The following is a 21,984-nucleotide window of genomic DNA, read 5'->3' as shown; positions in this document are numbered from 1 at the left end:
GAAATACAAAAGGCCCCGGGGTGTGAACCTCGGGGCCTTTTTGTTTGCCTGTAGTTTTTTGTGTTGCCTGTCCCATTCGCGAGCAGGCTCGCTCCCACGTTGTCCGCGTTCACAGCATTCATTGTGGGAGCGAGCCTGCTCGCGAAGGGGCCAGCTCAGACAGCAATTATCTCAGGTAAATTCAAAGGTATCGGCATCCAGATTCGCCGGAAATCGCTGCCGATACGCGGCCAGCTCCACCGCATCCAAAGTCACCTTGAACACCCCATCCGCCTCGCCGACACTGAGCAACGTCTCGCCCTGGAAATCCAGCACCTGACTGTCACCGGTATAGGCAAAGCCTTTGCCGTCGGTCCCGATACGGTTCACCGCCGCCACATAGCACAGGTTCTCGATCGCCCGCGCCGGCAGCAAGCGATTCCAGTGCTGGCGCCGGGCGCCCGGCCAATTGGCGGTGTACAGCAGCAGATCCGTGTCCTGGGCGTCACGACTCCACACCGGGAAACGCAAGTCGTAGCAAATCAGCGGCCGCACGCGCCAGCCCTTGAGCTCGAACTGCACCTGGCGCTCGCCGGGGGTGTAGTGGTTATGCTCCCCGGCCATGCGGAACAGGTGACGCTTGTCGTAATGCAACACCTCGCCATCCGGGCGTGCCCACAGCAGGCGATTGCGATGACTGCCGTCGGCTGCCTGGACGATCACGCTGCCGGTAATCACCGCATCAAGCTTCGCTGCCTGAGCCCGCAGCCATTTGCTGGTCGGGCCGTTTTCCGCTTCAGCGAGGGTCTCGGACTCCATGGAAAAGCCGGTGGTGAACATCTCCGGCAGAATGATCAGGTCAGCGCCGCGAGCCTGTTCCAGCAATGGCTCGAAATGCTCCAGATTGGCCTGGCGGTCGTGCCATGCCAGCGTGGTCTGAATCAGCGCAACGGTCAGTTTCGGCAATGCACTCAGATCACGCATAGTTTTTCCGCCGCTTCACGCAGCGTCTCCTCACGCTTGGCAAAACACAGCCGCACCAGGCGCTGGCCCTCTGGCGGCGTCTGGTAGAACACCGAAATAGGGATACTGGCCACGCCATGCTCGCGAGTCATCCACAGGGCCATCTCGACGTCATTGAGGTCCGGGCGGATCTGCGAGTAATCGACCAACTGGAAATAAGTGCCCGTCACCCGGGTGAAGCTGAAACGCGACGGCGCCAGTAGATCGCAGAACAGATCACGCTTGGCCTGATAGAAAGCCGGCAGCTCTTCGACATGCTCGGGATGCTCGGCCATAAAATCGGCCAAGGCATATTGCAGCGGCGTCACACCACAGAAATTGACGTATTGGTGCACCTTGCGCAATTCCGCCGTCAGTGCCGGTGGTGCGACCACATAGCCGGTTTTCCAGCCGGTGACGTGGTAGGTCTTGCCGAACGAACTGACCACGAATGCACGCTGATACAGCTCTTCATGGGCCAGCACGCTGACATGGGGCACACCGTCATACACCAGGTGCTCGTAGACTTCGTCGCTGATCAGATAGATATCGCGATCGCGGATCAAGGCGGCCAACTGATCGAGTTCGGCACGGCTGATCAGCGCACCACTAGGATTGTGCGGGGAGTTGAGAATGATCATCCGCGTGCGTGGACTCAGTGCCTGGGCAAGCTTCTCGAAGTCGATACTGAAATCGTTCAGGCCCAGTTGCACGTGCACACAACGACCGCCGGCCAGCTCTACCGAGGGCTCGTAGCTGTCGTATGCCGGGTCAAACACGATGACTTCGTCGCCGCTGTGGATAACCGCCTGAATGGCACAGAAAATCGCCTCGGTCGCGCCGGGGGTAACCGTCACTTCAGTATCCACATCCACCTGCGCGCCATAGCTGCGGGCAATCTTCAGCGCAATCTGCTGACGCAACACCGGTAGCCCGGTCATTGGCGAATATTGATTATGGCCGTTGGCGATATGCCGGCCGACCGCATCGCACAGCGCCTGCGGGGCCGCGAAATCGGGAAAGCCCTGGGACAGATTGAGCGCGCCGGTCTGTGCCGCGAGCTGAGACATCTGAGTGAAAATAGTGATGCCGACATTCGGCAGCTTGCTGGTGATCATCGGTGGTTCCCTGCTCTACACCCGGCTCTACGGCGGCGCGGGGGAGTCCGAGGATAGCCCATCCGGCGCCCATAAAAAAAGGGCGCCAAAAGCGCCCTTCTTCTCGACCTACCCTGTGGGAGCGAGCCTGCTCGCGAAGGCGGTGTGTCAGTCGCGATAAACGTTGACTGACAGATTGCATTCGCGAGCAGGCTCGCTCCCACATGGGTGAGGCAAGCCTTGAATCAGCGCTTGTCGCGACGCTTCTTGTCGGCCTTCTTGTGGTGCGACATCAAACGACGCTTCTTGTTGACCTGACGGTCGGTGAGCGTGTTCTTGTTGCCTTCGTACGGGTTCTCGCCGCCCTTGAACTCGATGCGGATCGGCGTACCGACCAGCTTCAGGACACGGCGATACGTGTTTTCCAGGTAACGCACGTAGGACTTCGGTACTTTCTCGATCTGGTTGCCGTGGATCACGATGATCGGCGGGTTCGCGCCACCGAGGTGGGCATAACGCAGCTTGATCCGGCGGCTGTTGACCATCGGCGGCTGGTGCTCGCTGACCGCGTCTTCGAGGATCTGGGTCAGGCGGCTGGTCGGCCAGCGGGTAACCGCAGACTTGAACGAGTTCTGTACCGACGCGTAGAGGTTGCCTACGCCAGTGCCGTGCAGGGCCGAGATGAAGTGGATATCGGCGTAGTCAACGAAGAACAGCCGACGTTGCAGCTCGACCTTCACGAAGTCGCGCTCGCTCGGCGTCATGCCGTCCCACTTGTTGATCGCGATCACCAGCGCACGACCCGACTCAATGGCGAAGCCCAACAGGTTGAGGTCGTGATCCACCACGCCTTCGCGGGCGTCCATCACGAAGATCACCACGTTGGCGTCTTTGATCGCCTGCAGGGTTTTGACCACGGAGAACTTTTCGACTTCTTCGTGGATCTTGCCGCGCTTGCGCACACCGGCGGTGTCGATCAGCGTGTACTTCTCGTCGTTACGCTCGAACGGGATGTAGATACTGTCGCGGGTGGTGCCGGGTTGGTCGTAGACGATTACCCGGTCTTCGCCGAGCATGCGGTTGACCAGCGTCGACTTGCCGACGTTCGGACGGCCGATGATTGCGATCTTGATCCCGTCTTTTTCACTTGGGCCAGGAATGCGCTTGGCTTCCTCGCCTTCGGCGACGATCTCTTCCTCTTCGCCTTCCTGCGGCTCGTCATCGTCACGCGGGAACTCACTCAGTGCCGCTTCCAGCAACTGGGTGATACCACGGCCGTGGGCGCCGGCGATCGGGATCGCATGGCCCATGCCCAACGGGGCGAATTCGGCGCGGGCCATTTCCGGGTCGATGTTGTCGACCTTGTTGGCAACCACGTGAGAACGCTTGTTACGTTTGCGCAAATGCTCGGCGATCATCTGGTCGGCGGCGGTAAAACCGGCCTTGGCATCTACCAGGAACAGAACGACATCCGCTTCTTCGATGGCCAGCAGCGATTGCTCGGCCATCTTTTCGTCCATACCATGCTCGTCACCGGAGATACCGCCGGTGTCGATCAGAATGTAGGAACGCCCTTGCCACTTGGCCTCACCGTACTGGCGATCACGGGTCAGACCGGACAAGTCGCCAACGATGGCGTCACGAGTCCTGGTCAGGCGGTTGAACAAGGTGGACTTGCCGACGTTGGGTCGGCCCACCAGGGCGATTACGGGAACCATGCGGCTCTCCACTTCGTTATTTCAGAAAATACAAAAGCCGCTGCGAGGCAGCGGCTGGTGCTCGGGGCAACACTGTGCGCTTGTCTGTGGGAGCGAGCCTGCTCGCGAAAAACGCCAGGGCACCGCGTTTATTCAGGACGCAAACGTAATCGTTGACGTCCATCGCGAGCAGGCTCGCTCCCACATTCATACCCGCAAGTGAAGCAGCCTGGGGTGGTTAACCCCAAGCATAGTTCTTACTTGATGGTCAGGGCTTCCAGTTTGCCGCTGTTGCCATACACATAAATCGTGTCACCCATCACCAGCGGACGGGCACGCAGGCCGTCGCTGTCGATGCGCTCGCGGCCGACGAAACGACCGTCCACCTGACTCAGCAGGTGCAGGTAACCTTCCAGGTCACCGACTGCAACGTAGCTGGAGAACACTTCCGGGGCCGACAGTTGACGACGGGCCAGCGAGTCGTTGCTCCACAAGGCTGTGGTGGAACGCTCGTCGACGCCTTCAACGGTACCCGAAGACAGGCTCACGTAAACGGTGCCGAAACCCTGGGCGACACCGGCGTAGCTGGAAGCATCACGCTGCCAGAGCTGACGGCCGCTTTGCAGGTCCAGGGCGGCAACGCGCCCCTGATAGCTGGCGACGTACAGTGTCTCGCCCGACAGCAGCAAGCCACCGTCGATATCGACCACGCGCTCCAGCTCCGAACGACCTTGCGGGATCGCTACGCGCTGTTCCCACACCGGTACGCCGTTGGAGATATTCACGGCAACCACTTTACCGGTCGACAGGCCAGCCACCGCGAGGCGGTTGGTCACGATCGGCGCACTGGTGCCCCGCAGGGTCAGTACCGCCGGGGTGCTGTCATAGATCCAGCGACGGTTGCCGGTGGAAGCATCCAGGCCGATCAGACGATCGTCCTGAGTCTGCACCACCACAACGTCACCGTTGTTGGCTGGCGGCGCCAGTACTTCGCTGGACACGCGAGCGCGCCACTTTTCTTCACCGTTGATCGCGTCCAGGGCAACGATTTCACCCTTGAGCGTACCGATGGTGACCAGACCGTAAGCTACGCCAACGGCACCGGAGACAGGCAGCTCAAGATCTTTCTTCCATTTGACGTCGCCCGTGTTGCGGTCCATCGCCATCAACACACCAGTAACGTCGGCGGCATAGATGGTATCGCCATCGATGGCCGGAACCAGCATGTTGTAGGTTTCGCCCTGACCGTCACCGATCGAACGACTCCACTGCTTGTGCAGAACCACTTCTTCCTTGAAGTCGACCAGTTCGGCCGGAGGCAGTTCTTTTTTGCTGTTGCTGCTGCAACCCGCGGCCATCAAGGCCAGAGCCAGCAATGCTGCATGCTTCCAACGAATCACGTCACGCATCCCCTTTGGCCAGGTCGTCCAGCTTGATTTGCAGGCCACCGACCGCCGCTTCATCCGACAGTGCCGCCTTGGCTTTTTGATACGCCGCGCTCGCCTCATCGGTACGACCCAACTGCACCAGCAGGTCGCCCTTGAGCTCTTCACGCGTGGCCAGGAATGCCTTGTCGGCATCGCCTTCAAGCAATTTCAGCGCTTCGTCGGCCTTGTTCTGCGCACCGAGTACCTGGGCCAGACGCTGACGGGCGATTTCGCCCAGCGCCGGGTTGGCCGGCTTGTCGACGATGGCTTTCAGCTCGCTGGCCGCGTCGTCCAGCTTGCCGCTGTCGACCGCCACTTTGGCGACGAACAGACTGCCGTACTGCGCATAGGCACTACCGCCGTACTCGCTGTTGAGCTTGCCGGCCAGGTCCGAAACACGGGCCGCATCAGGCTTGCCATCAGGCGTCAGCGTGGTTTCGAGCAATTGCTGGTAGAGAATCGAGGCGCCTTGCGACTGATTGCTCTGATACTTGTGGAACGCCTGCCAGCCGAACACGATGACCAGCGCAAACAGGCCGCCAGTAACCAGGGGCTTACCGTTGCGAGACCACCATTCCTTCAATTCCGCCACATGTTCGTCTTCGGTACTCGACACCCCAATACTCCTTAATCGCTAATTCGGCTGTTTAGACAGCTTCAACCCTGCACGACGCAGGTGGCCAGGTGTGCTGCAAGCGCATCCCAGGCAATGCTTTGTTGTTCGCCCTGGCCACGCAGGGGTTTGAAACCTACCACTTGCTGGGCCATTTCGTCGTCACCGAGGATCAGCGCATACAGTGCGCCGCTCTTGTCGGCTTTCTTGAACTGGCTTTTGAAACTGCCGGCGCCGGCATTCACTTGCAGGCGCAGGTTGGGCAACTGATCACGAACGCGCTCCGCCAGGGTCAGGCCGGCGAGTTCGGCGGCTTCACCGAAGGCGCAAAGGTAGACGTCGACCTGACGGGAGATCTCTTGCGGGATCTGCTCCAGGGTTTCCAGCAACAGCACCAGGCGTTCGATGCCCATGGCAAAACCAACGCCGGCGGTCGGCTTGCCGCCCATCTGCTCCACCAGACCGTCGTAACGGCCGCCAGCGCAGACGGTGCCCTGGGCGCCGAGTTTGTCGGTGACCCATTCGAAAACGGTCTTGCTGTAGTAATCCAGCCCGCGAACCAGCTTCGGGTTGATCACGTAAGGAATGCCGGCGGCGTCCAGGCGAGCCTTGAGACCCTCGAAATGCACGCGGGATTCTTCGTCGAGGTAGTCGGCCATTTTCGGCGCATCGACCAATACCGCCTGGGTATCGGCGTTCTTGGTATCAAGAACCCGCAGCGGGTTGGTTTTCAGGCGACGCTGGCTGTCTTCGTCGAGCTTGTCCATGTGCGCCGAGAGGTACTCGACCAGCGCTTCACGATAACGGCCACGGGACTCGCTGGTACCCAGGCTGTTGAGCTCGAGCTTCACCGCATCGCGGATGCCCAGTTCGCCCCACAGGCGCCAGGTCAGCACGATCAGCTCGGCGTCGATGTCCGGACCGTCGAGGTTGAACACTTCCACGCCAATCTGGTGGAACTGGCGATAACGGCCTTTCTGCGGACGCTCGTGGCGGAACATCGGGCCGATGTACCAGAGTTTCTGAACCTGGCCACCGCCGGTGATGCCGTGCTCCAGCACCGCGCGCACACAAGCCGCTGTGCCTTCCGGGCGCAGGGTCAGGGAGTCGCCGTTGCGGTCGTCGAAGGTGTACATCTCTTTTTCGACGATGTCGGTCACTTCACCGATGGAACGCTTGAACAGTTCGGTGAACTCGACGATCGGCATGCGGATCTGCTTGTAACCGTAGTTATCCAGCAGGCGCGAAACGGTGCCCTCGAAATGACGCCAAAGGGGAGTCTGTTCGGGCAGGATGTCGTTCATGCCACGAATGGCTTGCAGAGACTTGCTCACTTTAAATCCTTAAATTCGTTCGGCTCGTTAGTCGGACTCAGCCGCGCGCAATGACTGCGGCGTCGGCTTCGACCTTCTCGGCCGCTTTCTGGCGGATCAAGCGTTCAAGCTCATCCACCAGATTGTCGTTCGTCAGTTTCTGCGACGGCTTGCCGTCGATGTAAATCAGGTTCGGCGTGCCGCCGGTCAAGCCGATATGGGCTTCCTTGGCTTCACCCGGGCCGTTGACCACGCAACCGATCACCGCGACATCCAGCGGCACCAGCAAATCTTCGAGGCGCCCTTCCAGCTCGTTCATGGTCTTGACCACATCGAAGTTCTGCCGCGAGCAGCTCGGGCAGGCGATGAAGTTGATGCCACGGGAACGCAGGTGCAGGGACTTGAGAATGTCGTAGCCGACTTTCACTTCCTCGACCGGGTCGGCCGCCAACGAGATGCGAATAGTATCGCCAATCCCTTCGGCGAGCAGCATACCGAGGCCCACGGCGGATTTCACCGTGCCTGAACGCAAACCGCCGGCTTCAGTGATACCCAGGTGCAGCGGCTGGACGATTTCCTTGGCCAGCAGGCGGTAGGCTTCAACGGCCATGAACACGTCGGACGCTTTCACGCTGACCTTGAAGTCCTGGAAGTTCAGGCGCTCAAGGTGCTCGACGTGACGCAAGGCAGACTCGACCAGCGCCGCCGGGGTCGGCTCGCCGTATTTCTTTTGCAGGTCTTTTTCCAGGGAACCGGCGTTCACACCGATACGGATCGGGATCCCGCGGTCACGGGCGGCATCGACCACTGCGCGCACGCGGTCTTCACGGCCGATGTTGCCCGGGTTGATTCGCAGGCAATCGACACCCAGTTCGGCTACGCGCAACGCGATCCGGTAGTCGAAGTGGATGTCGGCAACCAGGGGGACCTTGACCAGCTGCTTGATCTTGCCGAAGGCTTCGGCGGCGTCCATGTCCGGTACGGAAACCCGCACGATATCGACGCCGGCCGCTTCAAGGCGGTTGATTTGCGCGACAGTGGCCGCGACATCGTTGGTGTCGCTGTTGGTCATGCTCTGCACAGCGATAGGCGCATCGCCGCCAACAGGCACATTACCGACCCAGATCTTGCGAGATTCGCGACGTTTGATTGGAGATTCGCCGTGCATGACTTATTGACCCAACTTCAGGCGAGCAGTCTCGCCACTGGTGAACGGAGCGACATCAACCGGCTGGCCGTTGAAGCTGACCTGAGCGCCGCGGGCAAAGCCCAGACGTACGGTAAACGGTGGCTTGCCATTGACTGCCAGGCTGTCGCCTTTGCGTTTGAGACCGCTGAACAGCACCTTGCCGCTACCGTCGGTCACTTGTGTCCAGCAATCGGCGGTGAACTGCACCTGAACCTGGCCTTGACCGGTTACCGGCGCGGTTACCGCTGCAGCAGGAGCCGGAGCGGCAGGAGCTGCCGGTGCGGTCACCGCCGGGGCCGGGGCGGCAGGTGCAGCCGGGGCCGGAGTTGCCGGGGTCACTGGCGCCGAATTGTGGGCGGGTGCCGCTGGTGTGACTGGCGCTGCCGGGGTGGCTGGCGCAGTCGCCTGAGCCTCCACCGGTGCTTCAGCCGGAGCGTCGGCCTGAGGCAGCGCGAGGGCGGTTCCGCCTTCGGTCTGGCCTTCCGCGACGGCCTGGTCTTCCGGCTCGTCCAGCGGATGAATCTGTGTCGTACCGTCGGCGCCTTCGACTTCAACGTGCTCCGGTGCCAGACCGATCAGGTCCTTGGTGCGCATCGACGTCTGGTCCTGCCACCAGACAAAACCGCCACCGATCACCGCGATCAGCAACAGCAGGCTGACAATTCGCAAAATGGTGTGGGAAACCCGGACCGGTTCTTCGATACGACCCAGGCTGTGAACATTGCTGCCCTGGGAATCGCTACCGGTGGATTGATCGAACTGCTGGACCAGAACGGCCTGGTCCATGCCGAGCAACTTGGCGTAGGCACGAACATAACCACGGGCAAAGGTATGCCCAGGCAGCTTGTCGAAAGCGCCGGCTTCCAGATTGCTCAGGGAAGTGGTGGTGAGGTTGAGCTTGAGGGCCACTTCGGCCAGCGACCAGCCATTGCTTTCGCGAGCCTGGCGCAAAGTCTCACCGGGGTTAACGCGATTCGCTGCTACAACTTCGGGATGCGCCGCTTTCATCATTGCTCCGACAGGTATTGCTGATATTCCGGTGTACCGGGATAGAGTCGTTTTAGTTGCAGGCCTTTACTTGCGGCCTTGTCGCGATCATCAAACACTTTTGCCAGCCGAACGCCGAGCAATAGACTACGTGCATTTTGCTCTGCAAGCAGGCTAAAACGATCATAGAAGTCACGCGCGGGCACATAATGCCTGTCTTCGTAAGACAACTCAGCCATTTCCAGCAATGCACGAGGTTGTTGGCGGTTCAGGCGCAGGGCTTTTTCCAGTTGCTGCCGGGCCAGCTCACGCTCTCCCAGCACTGAAGCGGTCATGCCAAGGTTTTCGAATACCCGTGAACGTTCAGGATACAGGGTATCGGCGGCGGCTTGTTCAAAGCGCTCGTAGGCTTCCTTGAAACGCTTCTGCTCGAACAGAAAACTGCCGTAATTATTGAGGATGCGTGCATCGGCGGGACGGGAAGACAGTGCCTTGCGAAAATGCTCGTCGGCCAGTTCCGGCTCCATTTCCGCCTGGAACACCAGCCCCAGCGCCGCGTTGGCATCCGGATCAGAGCCATCCAGTTCCAGGGCCTTTTTCAGCGGGACCTTGGCGCGCTCGGTCATGCCTTGTTGCAAATACCCGATACCAAGTTGCACATAAGCCTCACGCGCTTCATCACGGCCCTTGCTGGTCTTCATCGGGTTGTAGTCACCCGAAAGCACACAGCCAGCACACAGGCTGGCCAACAGCAAAAGCAGCGCAAAGCGCAGGGACATAGAGATCCTCTCTTAGTTGTTGTTCGCAGCGCCCGAAGCAACATCGCTGTCGGCGCTCAATTCACGCACGGCGATATAACGTTCGCTGCGACGGGTGCGATCCAGCACCTGCCCTACCAATTGACCACAGGCCGCGTCGATGTCTTCACCACGGGTGGTGCGGACGGTGACGTTGAAACCGGCATGATGAAGCTGATCCTGGAAACGACGAATGGCGTTGTTGCTCGGACGCTCGTACCCGGAATGCGGGAACGGGTTGAACGGGATCAGGTTGATCTTGCACGGGATGTTCTTGAGCAGCTCGATCATTTCCACGGCATGCTCGACCTTGTCATTGACGTCCTTGAGCAAGGTGTACTCGATGGTCAGCACACGCTTTTCGCCCAGGGACGACATGTAGCGCTGGCACGACTCGAGCAGCATCTTAAGCGGATACTTCTTGTTGATCGGCACCAATTGGTTACGCAATGCGTCATTCGGTGCGTGCAGGGACAACGCCAGGGAGACGTCGATGTGCTTGGAGAGCTCATCGATCATCGGCACCACGCCGGAGGTCGACAGGGTCACACGGCGCTTGGAAATGCCGTAGCCCAGGTCGTCCATCATCAGATGCATGGCCGCGACGACGTTGTCGAAATTCAGCAGCGGCTCACCCATGCCCATCATCACCACGTTGGTGATGGCACGGTCGACGGTTGCCGGGACGCTGCCAAAGGATTTGTTGGCAATCCACACCTGGCCGATGACTTCGGCGGCGGTGAGGTTGCTGTTGAAGCCTTGCTTGCCGGTGGAGCAGAAACTGCAATCCAGGGCACAGCCTGCCTGGGACGAAACGCACAAGGTGCCGCGCTTGCCCTGGGGAATGTACACGGTCTCGACGCAGCTGCCGGACGCCACGCGCACCACCCACTTGCGGGTGCCGTCGCTGGAGATGTCCTCGCTGACCACTTCCGGACCACGAATTTCAGCAACAGCCTTGAGCTTTTCGCGCAAAGCCTTGCTGACGTTCGTCATGGCATCGAAATCATCGACACCAAAGTGGTGAATCCATTTCATTACCTGACCGGCACGGAAACGCTTCTCCCCGATTGAGTCGAAGAATTTTTCCATTTCCAGCTGAGTCAGACCCAGCAGGTTAGTTTTTACAGTCGATGTAGTCATGGATTCACCTTCACTCTTAAGCCAATGCTTAGCGAGTGGTTACTTCAGTAGCTGCGAAGAAGTACGAGATTTCGCGAGCGGCAGCGGCTTCGGAGTCCGAACCGTGTACGGCGTTGGCGTCGATGGAGTCAGCGAAGTCAGCACGGATGGTGCCGGCAGCAGCTTCTTTAGGGTTGGTAGCGCCCATCAGCTCACGGTTCAGAGCGATAGCGTTTTCGCCTTCCAGAACCTGAACGACAACCGGACCGGAGATCATGAAAGCAACCAGGTCGTTGAAGAAACCACGAGCGCTGTGCTCAGCGTAGAAACCTTCGGCTTCGGCTTTGGACAGTTGCTTCAGTTTCGAAGCTACAACGCGCAGGCCGGCTTTTTCGAAACGGGTGGTGATCTCGCCGATCACGTTTTTAGCAACGGCGTCAGGCTTGATGATGGAGAAAGTACGTTGAACAGCCATGGTGTAACTCCAGAAACGGTAATTTACGAAAAATTAAACCCGCGAATTATACGCGGGTTCTCGGGTATTGCCTAACCTGCGGCGTGGCTCAGTCGCGTTCTTCGATCCAGTGGGCCTGAATGGCCTCCAGGATCTTTTCGCCACAATGCTCAGGCATGTCGTCGAAATCGGGCAGTTCCATCACCCATTGACGCAGATCGACGAAGTTGACCGACATAGGGTCCACGTCGGGCTTGCTTTCTGCCAGCTGGATCGCGATCTCCAGCACATCAGTCCACTTGAGTTTCATGACAATTCCTTGAATCAGTGCGGTGCTTCGGCTGCGTGGTTGAGCGAATACTTCGGAATTTCGACGGTCAGGTCTTCGGTACCGACCTTCGCCTGACAGCCCAGGCGCGACTGAGCTTCCAGCCCCCAAGCCTTGTCAAGATAGTCCTCTTCCAGCTCATCGGCCTCTTCCAGCGAGTCGAAACCTTCGCGGATGATGCAGTGACAAGTGGTGCACGCACAGACGCCACCACAGGCACTTTCCATCTCGATATGGTGCTCATGGGCCAGCTCGAGGATAGACGTACCGGTCTCAGCCTCTACAACCATGCCTTCGGGACAAAACTTCTCGTGTGGCAGAAAAATGACCTGCGGCATCGTTATTCCTCAATCTCATTCAGGTTGCGCCCCGCCAACGCGGCTTTCACCGTCGAGTCCAGGCGGCGGGCAGCAAAGGCGTCGGTCACTTGCGACAGACGCTTGGTCTGCAGCTCGATGGCGTAACCATCGGTACCTTTCATCAGTTCGGTCAGTTCCTGCACCTGCAGCTCGATGACCATGCGCTCATCGGCGTCGAGCAGACGCTCGCCATCAGCCTCCAGCGCAGCCTGCACCGCTTCGATCAGGCGCTGGGCGTCGACCTGCTGCTCGCGCAGTACGCGGGCAACCTTGTCGTCATTGGCGTGCTGGAACGAGTCCTTGAGCATTTTGGCGATTTCGCCGTCGGTCAGGCCGTAGGACGGCTTGACCTGAATGCTTGCTTCGACGCCCGAACCCAGTTCGCGGGCCGAAACGCTCAGCAGACCGTCGGCATCGACCTGGAAGGTCACACGAATCTTCGCCGCACCGGCCACCATCGCCGGAATGCCGCGCAATTCGAAGCGTGCAAGGGAGCGGCAGTCGCTGATCAGCTCGCGCTCGCCCTGCAATACGTGGATGGCCATGGCCGACTGGCCGTCTTTATAAGTGGTGAAGTCCTGGGCGCGGGCGACAGGGATGGTGGTATTGCGCGGAATCACCTTCTCCATCAGGCCGCCCATGGTCTCCAGACCCAGGGACAGCGGAATCACGTCCAGCAACAGCAGTTCGCTGCCGTCACGCTTGTTGCCGGCCAGGGTATCGGCCTGGATCGCGGCACCAATGGCCACCACTTGATCCGGGTCGATTTCAGTCAGCGGCTGGCGACCGAAAGCTTCGGCGACGGCTTCGCGAACGCGAGGAACGCGCGTCGAACCACCGACCATGACCACGGCGTGCACGTCTTCCAGTTCGATCCCGGAATCACGCACCGCACGGCGGCAGGCTTTCAGGCTGCGAGCGACCATCGGCTCGATCAGCGCATTGAAGGCTTCGCGGGTCAGCTCGGCTTTCCAGGCGCCATAAGCGACCTCAACCGACGCGGCATTGGTCAGCGCTTCCTTGGCAGCACAGGCGGTTTGCAGCAGATTGCGCTGCACGCCCGGATCGAGGTCGGCGGACAGGCCCGCGCCCTCGATAATCCAGCCAGCGATCGCGTGGTCGAAGTCATCGCCGCCCAGGGCGCTGTCGCCGCCGGTAGCCAGGACTTCGAACACACCGCCGGTCAGGCGCAGAATCGAAATATCGAAGGTGCCGCCACCCAGATCATAAATGGCGACCAGGCCTTCGGCGTGCTGATCCAGACCGTAAGCCACCGCCGCTGCGGTCGGCTCGTTGAGCAAACGCAGCACATTCAGGCCGGCCAGCTTGGCCGCATCCTTGGTGGCTTGACGCTGGGCGTCGTCGAAATAGGCCGGAACGGTGATGACCGCGCCCACCAGCTCACCACCGAGGGTGGCTTCGGCACGCTGGCGCAGAACCTTGAGGATATCGGCAGAGACTTCGACCGGGCTTTTCGGGCCCTGGATCGTGTCGATGAACGGCATGTGCGATTCGCCACCGACAAAGCGGTACGGCAACTGATCACCAAGCTGCTTGACGTCGGACAGACCGCGACCCATCAAGCGCTTGACCGACAGCACAGTGTTCAAGGGATCGGTGGCGGCAGCCAGCTTGGCGGATTCGCCAACCTCGACGCGATCGGCGTGGTAGCGCACGGCAGACGGCAGGATGACCCGCCCTTCTGCGTCAGCCAGAGGCTCGGAAAGTCCACTGCGCAACGCAGCGACCAGCGAATTGGTAGTGCCCAAGTCGATCCCCACAGCCAGGCGACGCTGGTGCGGTTGAGGACTTTGGCCGGGTTCGGCGATCTGCAGTAGGGCCATCGTTATCAGGACTTATCTGTATATCAGGCGTGCGACCGGAGCGGCACTGGGTTAATCGTCGAGGCGCTCTTCTAACTGGCGCACTTCGTGGGTGAGCTTGTCGAGAAACTGCATGCGTCGCATCAGGCGTTCGGCCTGCTCACGTTGCGCTGCATCATTCCAACAGGCTGCGAAACTGTCGTTCAGTTTTTCCTGGGCAACTTTCAGGCGGCGCTTGAACACGGCAACACCTGCCAGATCGGCACTGTCTTGCAGGTCTTCGAGCTCTTCGCGCAACTCCATCTGCTGCAGAAGAAACTCCGGATCATGCACCGTGACCTCCAGCGGCAGCTCGCCACCATTCAAGGCGAGCAGGTAACGCGCGCGCTTGGGCGGACTCTTGAGCGTCTGGTAGGCCTCGTTGAGGCTAGCGGATTGCTCCAGCGCCAACCGCTGCTCGCGCTCGGAAGCGTCAGCAAAGCGGTCGGGGTGAACGCTGCGCGCCAACTCACGGTAACGCGTAGCCAGCTGATCGAGATCCAGGTTGAAACCCGGTTGCAGCTCGAATAAAGCGAAATGACAAGGAGTACCCACGACAAGCCTCAGATGTTGAAGCTTTCGCCGCAGCCACATTCACCGCGTACGTTGGGGTTGTTGAACTTGAAGCCTTCGTTCAACCCTTCCTTGACGAAATCGAGCTCGGTGCCGTCCAGGTAGGCCAGGCTTTTCGGGTCGATGATCACTTTTTCGCCGTGACTTTCGAACACCTGGTCCTCTGCAACCACCTCGTCGACAAACTCCAGCACGTAGGCAAGGCCGGAACAGCCTGTGGTGCGAACACCCAGACGAATCCCTTCACCTTTGCCGCGCCCGTCGAGGGAGCGCCGCACGTGTCGAGCAGCCGCTTCTGTCATGCTGATAGCCATCGGTGACTCCTTACTCGTCGCCAAAACTCGAAAATCAGATCAAGCCTTTCTTCTGCTTGTAATCGCGAACAGCCGCCTTGATGGCGTCTTCAGCAAGTACCGAGCAGTGGATTTTCACTGGCGGCAGGGCCAGTTCTTCAGCCAGCTGAGTGTTCTTGATGGTTTCTGCTTCGTCCAGGGTCTTGCCCTTCATCCACTCGGTGGCGAGGGAGCTGGAAGCGATAGCCGAACCGCAGCCGTAGGTCTTGAACTTGGCATCTTCGATGATGCCGGCGTCGTTGACCTTGATCTGCAGGCGCATCACGTCGCCGCACGCCGGAGCGCCGACCATGCCGGTGCCGACATCAGGATCTTCCGCGTCCATCTTGCCGACGTTGCGCGGGTTTTCGTAGTGGTCGATGACCTTTTCGCTGTAAGACATGATTCTCAATCCTCACTCATCAGGGCCGCTCTTGAGGCCCTGCAGTTACGCTGCGTCTATCGCCGCGTTGCTACAGGACCTGTATCCGGCGGCTTCTATAGTTAGTGTGCCGCCCACTCGATCTTCGAGATATCGACACCGTCTTTGTACATGTCCCACAGCGGCGACAGAGCGCGCAGCTTGGTTACGGCCTCGCAGACTTTCTGCGCGGCGTAGTCGATTTCTTCTTCGGTGGTGAAACGGCCGAAGGTGAAGCGGATCGAGCTGTGTGCCAGTTCGTCGTTGCGGCCCAGGGCGCGCAGTACGTACGAAGGCTCAAGCGATGCCGAGGTGCAGGCCGAACCGGACGATACCGCCAGATCCTTGAGCGCCATGATCAGCGACTCGCCCTCAACGTAGTTGAAGCTCAGGTTCAGGTTGTGCGGAACGCGGGCGGTCTGGCTGCCGTTGACGTACAACTCTTCCAGGTGCTCGACCTGCTTGAAGAAACGATCGCTCAGGGCCTTGATGCGCACATTCTCGGCAGCCATGTCTTCCTTGGCTACGCGGAAGGCTTCACCCATGCCGACGATCTGGTGGGTCGCCAGGGTGCCGGAACGCATGCCGCGCTCGTGACCGCCGCCATGCATGGTCGCTTCGATGCGAACACGTGGCTTGCGGCTCACGTACAGTGCGCCGATACCTTTAGGGCCGTAGGTCTTGTGAGCCGAGAACGACATCAGGTCGACTTTCAGCTTCTGCAGGTCGATGTCGACCTTGCCGGTGGACTGAGCGGCGTCAACGTGGAACAGGATGCCCCTGGCGCGGGTCAGCTCGCCGATGGCCGCGATGTCGTTGACGGTGCCGATTTCGTTGTTCACGTGCATGACCGAAACCAGGATGGTGTCGTCACGCAGTTCAGCTTCGACCATCTCCGGAGTGACCAGACCATCGGTGCGAGGCTCGATGTAAGTCACTTCGAAACCTTCACGCTCCAGTTGGCGCATGGTGTCGAGGACAGCCTTGTGCTCAATCTTGGTGGTGATCAGGTGTTTGCCTTTGGTGGCATAGAAATGCGCCGCACCCTTGATTGCCAGGTTGTCGGATTCGGTGGCACCGGAGGTCCAGACGATTTCGCGCGGGTCGGCGTTGACCAGGTCGGCAACCTGACGACGGGCGTTTTCGACGGACTCTTCGGCTTTCCAGCCGAACACGTGGGAACGGGACGCCGGGTTACCGAAGTTTCCGTCGACCAGCAGGCATTCACTCATTTTTTGCGCAACACGCGGATCAACCGGGGTGGTCGCAGAGTAATCAAGGTAAATCGGCAATTTCATGGACTATCTCCTAAATCAGGCTGGCTGGCGTGCCGCTAGCTCTTTGGCTGTCATTCGACGGCGGACGCTTCAATCTTGTCCAGGCGTGGCACCTTGCTGTTGCAACGGCGCTGGTCCTGACGCTGGGCTACTTCTTGCACCTCACGGCGAGTCACAAGGTCAGCCAAGCTGATACCGCTCAGAAATTCGTGAATCTGCAGGCTCAGATCGCACCACAAGTGGTGAGTCAGGCAAGTGTCGCCGGAATGGCAATCACCCTGCCCCTGGCATTTGGTGGCATCGACCGATTCGTTCACCGCATCGATCACCTGGGCGACCTGAATGCCCTGCATGTCGCGGGACAGTTGGTAACCACCACCCGGGCCACGCACACTGGACACCAGGTTGCTGCGGCGCAGCTTGGCGAAAAGCTGTTCGAGGTAGGACAGGGAGATGCCTTGGCGCTCGGAGATATCGGCCAGGGACACGGGCCCGTGCTGCGCGTGCAACGCCAGGTCAAGCATGGCGGTCACGGCGTATCGGCCTTTTGTAGTCAGTCGCATGGACAATTACCACGGAAATCGGAATGAGGCGAGTATGCAATTCCCGAGTATTTAAGTCAACTATAAGACCTAGTACTTTAGTCAGGTTTACCCGCAAAAGAGCGGCCGCATCATAGCAAAGGCTGGACGGTTACAGCCAGCAATTGCGCGTTATCGTTCTTCGCGAGCAGGCTCGCTCCCACAGAGGCCAATGCAAATCCTGTGGGAGCGAGCCTGCTCGCGAAGAGATCAACTCGGTTTAGCTGGCCTGACTCTGATCCTTGTCTTTCACACAGGCAAAGTCTTCTTCGCGCAGCTCAGGCAGATCCTTGGCACAGTAATTACTGCCCAGATCCTTCAACGCCCCGCACATCCCCTCCAGGCGACCGTCGACCGCTTGCAGGTGGTCAAGCAACTGATTGATGGCACGAGCCACCGGGTCTGGCATGTCTTCAGTCACACCATAGGCATCGAAGCCGATTTTCTCGGCCATGGCCTTGCGCTTGGCGTCCAGCTCTTGGTCCGGCTTGACGATGATCCGCCCCGGAATACCCACCACAGTAGCGCCCGGCGGCACCTCTTTGGTCACAACGGCATTGGAGCCCACCTTGGCGCCGGCTCCAACAGTGAACGGACCGAGCACCTTCGCACCCGCCCCGACCACTACGCCATCACCCAGAGTCGGGTGACGCTTGCCTTTGTTCCAGCTGGTGCCACCCAGGGTCACACCCTGATAAATAGTGACGTCGTCGCCAATCTCGGCGGTTTCACCAATGACGATACCCATGCCATGGTCGATGAAGAAACGACGACCGACCTTGGCCCCCGGATGAATCTCGATCCCGGTCAACCAGCGACCGAAGTTCGACACCAGCCGCGCCAGCCATTTAAGGTCCGCACGCCACAACATCGCCGACAAACGGTGAATCCAGATGGCGTGCATGCCCGGGTAGCACGTCAGGACTTCAAAAGCGTTACGCGCCGCCGGGTCTCGATGGAATACGCTCTGGATATCTTCACGCAAACGCTCAAACATCATTAATCCTTCCGCTTTAGAAGCTCACCACGGGCCGCTTTCTGGGTTTCCGTGAGGATGCCACGCAAAATATTCATTTCCGCCCGGCTGACCGAGCTGCGTCCGTACAACCGGCGCAGGCGCGCCATCAAGTGCCGTGGCTTTTCCGGATCGAGGAATTCGATGGCCACCAGGGTCTGCTCCAGGTGTTCATAGAATCGCTCCAGCTCATCCATGGTCGCCAGCTCGGCGCTTTTGACCGAAGCCACCTCTTCCTTCTCGACCTTGCTTGGCTGGCCTTGCGCGGCCAGCCAGGACATGCGCACTTCATAGCTCAACACCTGCACCGCCGCCCCCAGGTTCAGCGAGCTGAACTCAGGGTCGGATGGGATGTGCACGTGATAGTGACATCGCTGCAGCTCGTCATTGGTCAGGCCGGAATCTTCACGACCGAACACCAGGGCGATTTCCGCCCCCTGCCCGGCTTCCTCGACCACTTTCGCGCCGCATTCACGGGGATCGAGCAGCGGCCAAGGAATCCGCCGGTCGCGGGCGCTGGTGCCGAGCACCAGGTTGCAGCCGACCAGGGCATCTTCCAAGGTGGCGACGACTTGCGCTTTTTCAAGGATGTCACCGGCACCGGAAGCACGGGCGTCGGCCTCGTGGTGCGGGAACAGACGAGGCTCGACCAGCACCAGCCGCGACAGGCCCATGTTCTTCATGGCGCGCGCAGTCCCGCCGATATTGCCCGGATGGCTGGTATTGACCAGGACGACACGAATGTTTTGCAGCAAGGGAGGCGCTCTCGAACACATTATCGGGAGCAGAATCTTACAGCGCCCACTACCGTTAAGCCATGAAAGCGAACGTCGTCCTTCTCCTGTAGAAACTTTCTGATAGAATGCCCGGCTTTCTTTAACAACCTTAGGTGACACATCCATGCAGCCCATGCTGAATATCGCGCTGCGCGCCGCCCGCAGCGCCAGTGAATTGATCTTCCGCTCCATCGAGCGCCTGGATACCATCAAGGTCGACGAAAAAGACGCCAAGGATTACGTATCCGAGGTGGATCGCGCCGCTGAACAGAAAATCATCGACGCGCTGCGCAAGGCTTACCCGAACCACTCGATCATGGGTGAAGAAACCGGCATGCACGCCGGCACCGGCATCGAAGGCGAAGAGTACCTGTGGATCATCGATCCGCTGGACGGCACCACCAACTTCCTGCGCGGCATTCCTCACTTCGCTGTCAGCATCGCCTGCAAATACCGTGGCCGCCTGGAACACGCCGTTGTTCTGGACCCGGTTCGCCAGGAAGAATTCACCGCCAGCCGTGGTCGCGGCGCTCAACTGAACGGTCGTCGCCTGCGCGTCAGCGGTCGCACCAGCCTCGACGGCGCCCTGCTGGGTACCGGCTTTCCGTTCCGTGACGACCAGATGGACAACCTCGACAACTACCTGGGCATGTTCCGCGCCCTGGTTGGCCAGACTGCCGGCATCCGCCGCGCAGGTTCCGCGAGCCTGGACCTGGCCTACGTGGCCGCAGGCCGCTTCGACGCCTTCTGGGAGTCGGGTCTGTCCGAGTGGGACATGGCTGCTGGCGCCCTGCTGATCCAGGAAGCAGGCGGCCTGGTGAGCGACTTCACCGGCGGCCACGACTTCCTTGAGAAAGGCCACGTCGTTGCCGGCAACACCAAATGCTTCAAGGCAGTGCTGACGGCGATCCAGCCGCACCTGCCGGCCTCGCTGAAGCGCTAAGCGCCCAAGCGAAAGAAAAAGGCACCCTTCGGGGTGCTTTTTTTATGCCTGCGATTCACCTTTGCGCTCTCTGTAGGAGCGAGCTTGCTCGCGATGGTCGTCAACGATAACGCGGGAAGCCTGGCACCCCGCGGTGCTCTGCGGTTCATCGCGAGCAAGCTCGCTCCTACAGAAGATCCGCGGTGACGCATAAATCCGGGCACAAAAAAGCACCCCGCAGGGTGCTTCTTCTTGAATCTGACTTCAGCGGATCAATGAGCCTGCTGATTATCCGACAAGATCAACTTGCCCTCTTTATCCACAGGGATCTGGTTCCCCGGATCACGATCCATGCGCACATTGCCTTCCTTGCCGTCCAGCGAATACCGCACGTCGTAACCGACAACCTTGTCGCTGATGTCATTCACCGTATTACAACGGGTCTGGGTCGTGGTGTAGGTATCACGCTCCTGCATGCCTTCCTGCACCTTGTTGCCGGCGTAACCACCGCCAACAGCACCCGCGACCGTGGCGATCTTCTTGCCGGTACCGCCACCGATCTGGTTACCCAGCAATCCACCCGCCAATGCACCGACCACCGTACCGGCGATCTGATGTTGATCTTTCACCGGCGCCTGCCGGGTGACCGTTACATCCTTGCACACTTCACGTGGAGTCTTGATTTGCGTCTTGACCGGCTCAACGGCGAGTACTTGTGCGTACTCCGGGCCGCTTTTAACCAGGCTGTAGGTGGCCACAGCACCCCCGGCAGTCACACCGACAGCACCCAGTACAGCACCAACCAGCATCGACTTGTTCACATGAACCTCCTGACCATCACATACGGGATAAACCCGCGCTTCTCCCAGCCTTGGAGCATAAAAAAAGGCGCGAGTTCAACTCGCGCCTTTTTCGGACTACATCGCTGAAGGAAGCTTCCTTCAAGGACGGTCGTCGACTTCCTTCTCGGTATTGGCAGGAGGAATCAAATCCTCGGTGCTCAGGTTCAGCCAGATCAGCACCACGTTAGCGATGTAGATCGACGAGTAAGTACCCGCCATGACACCGACGAACAGGGCAATCGAGAAGCCGAACAGGTTGTCGCCACCGAAGAACAGCAGGGCCGCGATCGCCAGCAAGGTGGAGATCGAGGTCGCCATGGTCCGCAGCAGGGTTTGCGTGGTCGAGATATTGATGTTCTCGATCAGGCTGGCCTTGCGCAACACACGGAAGTTCTCGCGAACCCGGTCGAATACCACGATGGTGTCGTTGAGCGAGTAACCGATGATCGCCAGTACCGCCGCCAGCACCGTCAGGTCGAAGGTGATCTGGAAGAACGACAGGATACCGATGGTCACGATCACGTCGTGGATCAGGGACACGATCGCACCGACCGCAAACTTCCACTGAAAGCGGAAAGCCAGGTAGATCAGGATGCCGCCCAGCGCCATCAGCATGCCGAGGCCGCCCTGGTCGCGCAGCTCTTCACCCACCTGCGGGCCGACGAACTCGACACGCTTGACCGTCGCCGGGTTCTCGCCGCCGACCTTTTGCAGGGCTGCAGCCACCTGGTGACCCAGTTGCGGGTCTTCGCCAGGCATGCGCACCAGCAGATCGGTGGTCGCACCGAAGTTCTGCACGATGGCTTCGTGATAACCCGCGGTCACCAGTTGCTCACGCACCTTGGTGACATCGGCCGGACGCTCGTAGGTCAGCTCGATGAGCGTACCGCCGGTGAAGTCCAGGCCCCAGTTCATGCCCTTGTGGAAGACACTGAAGATTGCCAGTGCGGTAAGGAACAATGTGACGCCGAACGCAAAGTTGCGGACGCCCATGAAGTTGATTGTACGTAACATGGCAG

At 59.7% G+C, this 21,984-nt stretch carries 24 protein-coding genes; 1 reads left to right on the top strand and 23 read right to left on the bottom strand.

What is annotated here, in order from left to right; translation table 11 throughout:
- Positions 1-171: 171 nt before the first annotated feature.
- The 21 genes from ACEN8E_RS04485 to trmJ form a co-directional block, all read right to left on the bottom strand.
- A complete protein-coding gene (locus tag ACEN8E_RS04485; protein ID WP_495591591.1) occupies positions 172-963 on the bottom strand; it encodes an amidohydrolase in 792 nt (263 codons plus the stop codon).
- Positions 951-2,099 carry a pyridoxal phosphate-dependent aminotransferase gene (locus tag ACEN8E_RS04480; RefSeq protein WP_495591590.1) on the bottom strand — a complete coding sequence of 383 codons (1,149 nt, stop codon included), beginning with the start codon at positions 2,097-2,099 and terminating at the stop codon, positions 951-953. Before ACEN8E_RS04480 ends, ACEN8E_RS04485 begins: the two co-directional genes overlap by 13 nt.
- 224 nt (positions 2,100-2,323) lie before the next feature.
- Positions 2,324-3,796, bottom strand: coding sequence for a ribosome biogenesis GTPase Der (der, locus tag ACEN8E_RS04475; RefSeq protein WP_413420826.1), 1,473 nt, complete (start codon positions 3,794-3,796; stop codon positions 2,324-2,326).
- Positions 3,797-4,032: 236 nt separating this feature from the next.
- Positions 4,033-5,184 (bottom strand): outer membrane protein assembly factor BamB, encoded by a 1,152-nt coding sequence (bamB, locus tag ACEN8E_RS04470; protein ID WP_495591589.1) that lies wholly within the window; start codon positions 5,182-5,184, stop codon positions 4,033-4,035.
- A complete protein-coding gene (locus tag ACEN8E_RS04465) occupies positions 5,177-5,818 on the bottom strand; it encodes a YfgM family protein (protein WP_085715819.1) in 642 nt (213 codons plus the stop codon). Before ACEN8E_RS04465 ends, bamB begins: the two co-directional genes overlap by 8 nt.
- A 41-nt stretch (positions 5,819-5,859) precedes the next feature.
- Positions 5,860-7,149, bottom strand: coding sequence for a histidine--tRNA ligase (gene hisS, locus ACEN8E_RS04460; RefSeq protein WP_413420832.1), 1,290 nt, complete (start codon positions 7,147-7,149; stop codon positions 5,860-5,862).
- 37 nt (positions 7,150-7,186) lie between these two features.
- Positions 7,187-8,296, bottom strand: a complete 1,110-nt coding sequence (ispG, locus tag ACEN8E_RS04455; RefSeq protein WP_003185136.1) for a flavodoxin-dependent (E)-4-hydroxy-3-methylbut-2-enyl-diphosphate synthase — start codon at positions 8,294-8,296, stop codon at positions 7,187-7,189.
- 3 nt (positions 8,297-8,299) lie between these two features.
- Positions 8,300-9,325, bottom strand: coding sequence for a RodZ domain-containing protein (locus ACEN8E_RS04450; protein WP_495591588.1), 1,026 nt, complete (start codon positions 9,323-9,325; stop codon positions 8,300-8,302).
- Complete coding sequence (gene pilW / locus ACEN8E_RS04445) at positions 9,325-10,083, bottom strand: type IV pilus biogenesis/stability protein PilW (protein ID WP_495591587.1); 759 nt, start codon at positions 10,081-10,083, stop codon at positions 9,325-9,327. Before pilW ends, ACEN8E_RS04450 begins: the two co-directional genes overlap by 1 nt.
- 12 nt (positions 10,084-10,095) lie before the next feature.
- Positions 10,096-11,244, bottom strand: a complete 1,149-nt coding sequence (gene rlmN, locus ACEN8E_RS04440; RefSeq protein WP_495591586.1) for a dual-specificity RNA methyltransferase RlmN — start codon at positions 11,242-11,244, stop codon at positions 10,096-10,098.
- Positions 11,245-11,272: 28 nt separating this feature from the next.
- On the bottom strand, positions 11,273-11,698 hold the full coding sequence (ndk, locus tag ACEN8E_RS04435) for a nucleoside-diphosphate kinase (RefSeq protein WP_007903599.1): 426 nt from the start codon (positions 11,696-11,698) through the stop codon (positions 11,273-11,275).
- An 88-nt stretch (positions 11,699-11,786) separates the two neighbouring features.
- Complete coding sequence (gene iscX, locus ACEN8E_RS04430; RefSeq protein WP_413420839.1) at positions 11,787-11,987, bottom strand: Fe-S cluster assembly protein IscX; 201 nt, start codon at positions 11,985-11,987, stop codon at positions 11,787-11,789.
- Between the two features lie 14 nt (positions 11,988-12,001).
- Entirely contained in the window at positions 12,002-12,343 is a 342-nt protein-coding gene (gene fdx / locus ACEN8E_RS04425) for an ISC system 2Fe-2S type ferredoxin (RefSeq protein ID WP_085715824.1), read from the bottom strand.
- Positions 12,344-12,345: 2 nt separating this feature from the next.
- The gene (gene hscA / locus ACEN8E_RS04420) at positions 12,346-14,208 is read right to left on the bottom strand and encodes a Fe-S protein assembly chaperone HscA (RefSeq protein WP_495591585.1); all 1,863 of its coding nucleotides are present in this window, start codon (positions 14,206-14,208) and stop codon (positions 12,346-12,348) included.
- Between the two features lie 51 nt (positions 14,209-14,259).
- Positions 14,260-14,781, bottom strand: a complete 522-nt coding sequence (gene hscB, locus ACEN8E_RS04415; protein ID WP_495591584.1) for a co-chaperone HscB — start codon at positions 14,779-14,781, stop codon at positions 14,260-14,262.
- An 8-nt stretch (positions 14,782-14,789) separates the two neighbouring features.
- Entirely contained in the window at positions 14,790-15,113 is a 324-nt protein-coding gene (gene iscA, locus ACEN8E_RS04410) for an iron-sulfur cluster assembly protein IscA (protein WP_003227904.1), read from the bottom strand.
- Between the two features lie 34 nt (positions 15,114-15,147).
- The gene (iscU, locus tag ACEN8E_RS04405; RefSeq protein ID WP_007982746.1) at positions 15,148-15,534 is read right to left on the bottom strand and encodes a Fe-S cluster assembly scaffold IscU; all 387 of its coding nucleotides are present in this window, start codon (positions 15,532-15,534) and stop codon (positions 15,148-15,150) included.
- A 101-nt stretch (positions 15,535-15,635) separates the two neighbouring features.
- Positions 15,636-16,850 carry an IscS subfamily cysteine desulfurase gene (locus ACEN8E_RS04400; RefSeq protein WP_495591583.1) on the bottom strand — a complete coding sequence of 405 codons (1,215 nt, stop codon included), beginning with the start codon at positions 16,848-16,850 and terminating at the stop codon, positions 15,636-15,638.
- A gap of 50 nt (positions 16,851-16,900) precedes the next feature.
- Complete coding sequence (gene iscR, locus ACEN8E_RS04395; RefSeq protein WP_007982741.1) at positions 16,901-17,392, bottom strand: Fe-S cluster assembly transcriptional regulator IscR; 492 nt, start codon at positions 17,390-17,392, stop codon at positions 16,901-16,903.
- 238 nt (positions 17,393-17,630) lie between these two features.
- Positions 17,631-18,407, bottom strand: coding sequence for a serine O-acetyltransferase (cysE, locus tag ACEN8E_RS04390; RefSeq protein WP_046820397.1), 777 nt, complete (start codon positions 18,405-18,407; stop codon positions 17,631-17,633).
- Between the two features lie 2 nt (positions 18,408-18,409).
- A complete protein-coding gene (gene trmJ, locus ACEN8E_RS04385; RefSeq protein ID WP_429366098.1) occupies positions 18,410-19,180 on the bottom strand; it encodes a tRNA (cytosine(32)/uridine(32)-2'-O)-methyltransferase TrmJ in 771 nt (256 codons plus the stop codon).
- A gap of 145 nt (positions 19,181-19,325) precedes the next feature.
- On the opposite strand from trmJ, the gene suhB reads away from it, so the two are divergent.
- Entirely contained in the window at positions 19,326-20,144 is an 819-nt protein-coding gene (suhB, locus tag ACEN8E_RS04380) for a type III secretion system regulator SuhB (protein ID WP_007982736.1), read from the top strand.
- Positions 20,145-20,395: 251 nt separating this feature from the next.
- Here the strand turns inward: suhB and ACEN8E_RS04375 are convergent, their stop codons facing one another.
- Positions 20,396-20,944 (bottom strand): glycine zipper 2TM domain-containing protein, encoded by a 549-nt coding sequence (locus tag ACEN8E_RS04375; RefSeq protein ID WP_429366099.1) that lies wholly within the window; start codon positions 20,942-20,944, stop codon positions 20,396-20,398.
- Positions 20,945-21,064: 120 nt separating this feature from the next.
- On the bottom strand, positions 21,065-21,979 hold the full coding sequence (secF, locus tag ACEN8E_RS04370) for a protein translocase subunit SecF (RefSeq protein WP_429366100.1): 915 nt from the start codon (positions 21,977-21,979) through the stop codon (positions 21,065-21,067).
- Between the last annotated feature and the right edge of the window lie 5 nt (positions 21,980-21,984).

Source organism: Pseudomonas sp. Pseusp9, from assembly GCF_059491265.1.
The sequence above is the reverse complement of the archived record's forward strand: the minus strand, read 5'-3'. Positions and strand labels throughout refer to the sequence as shown.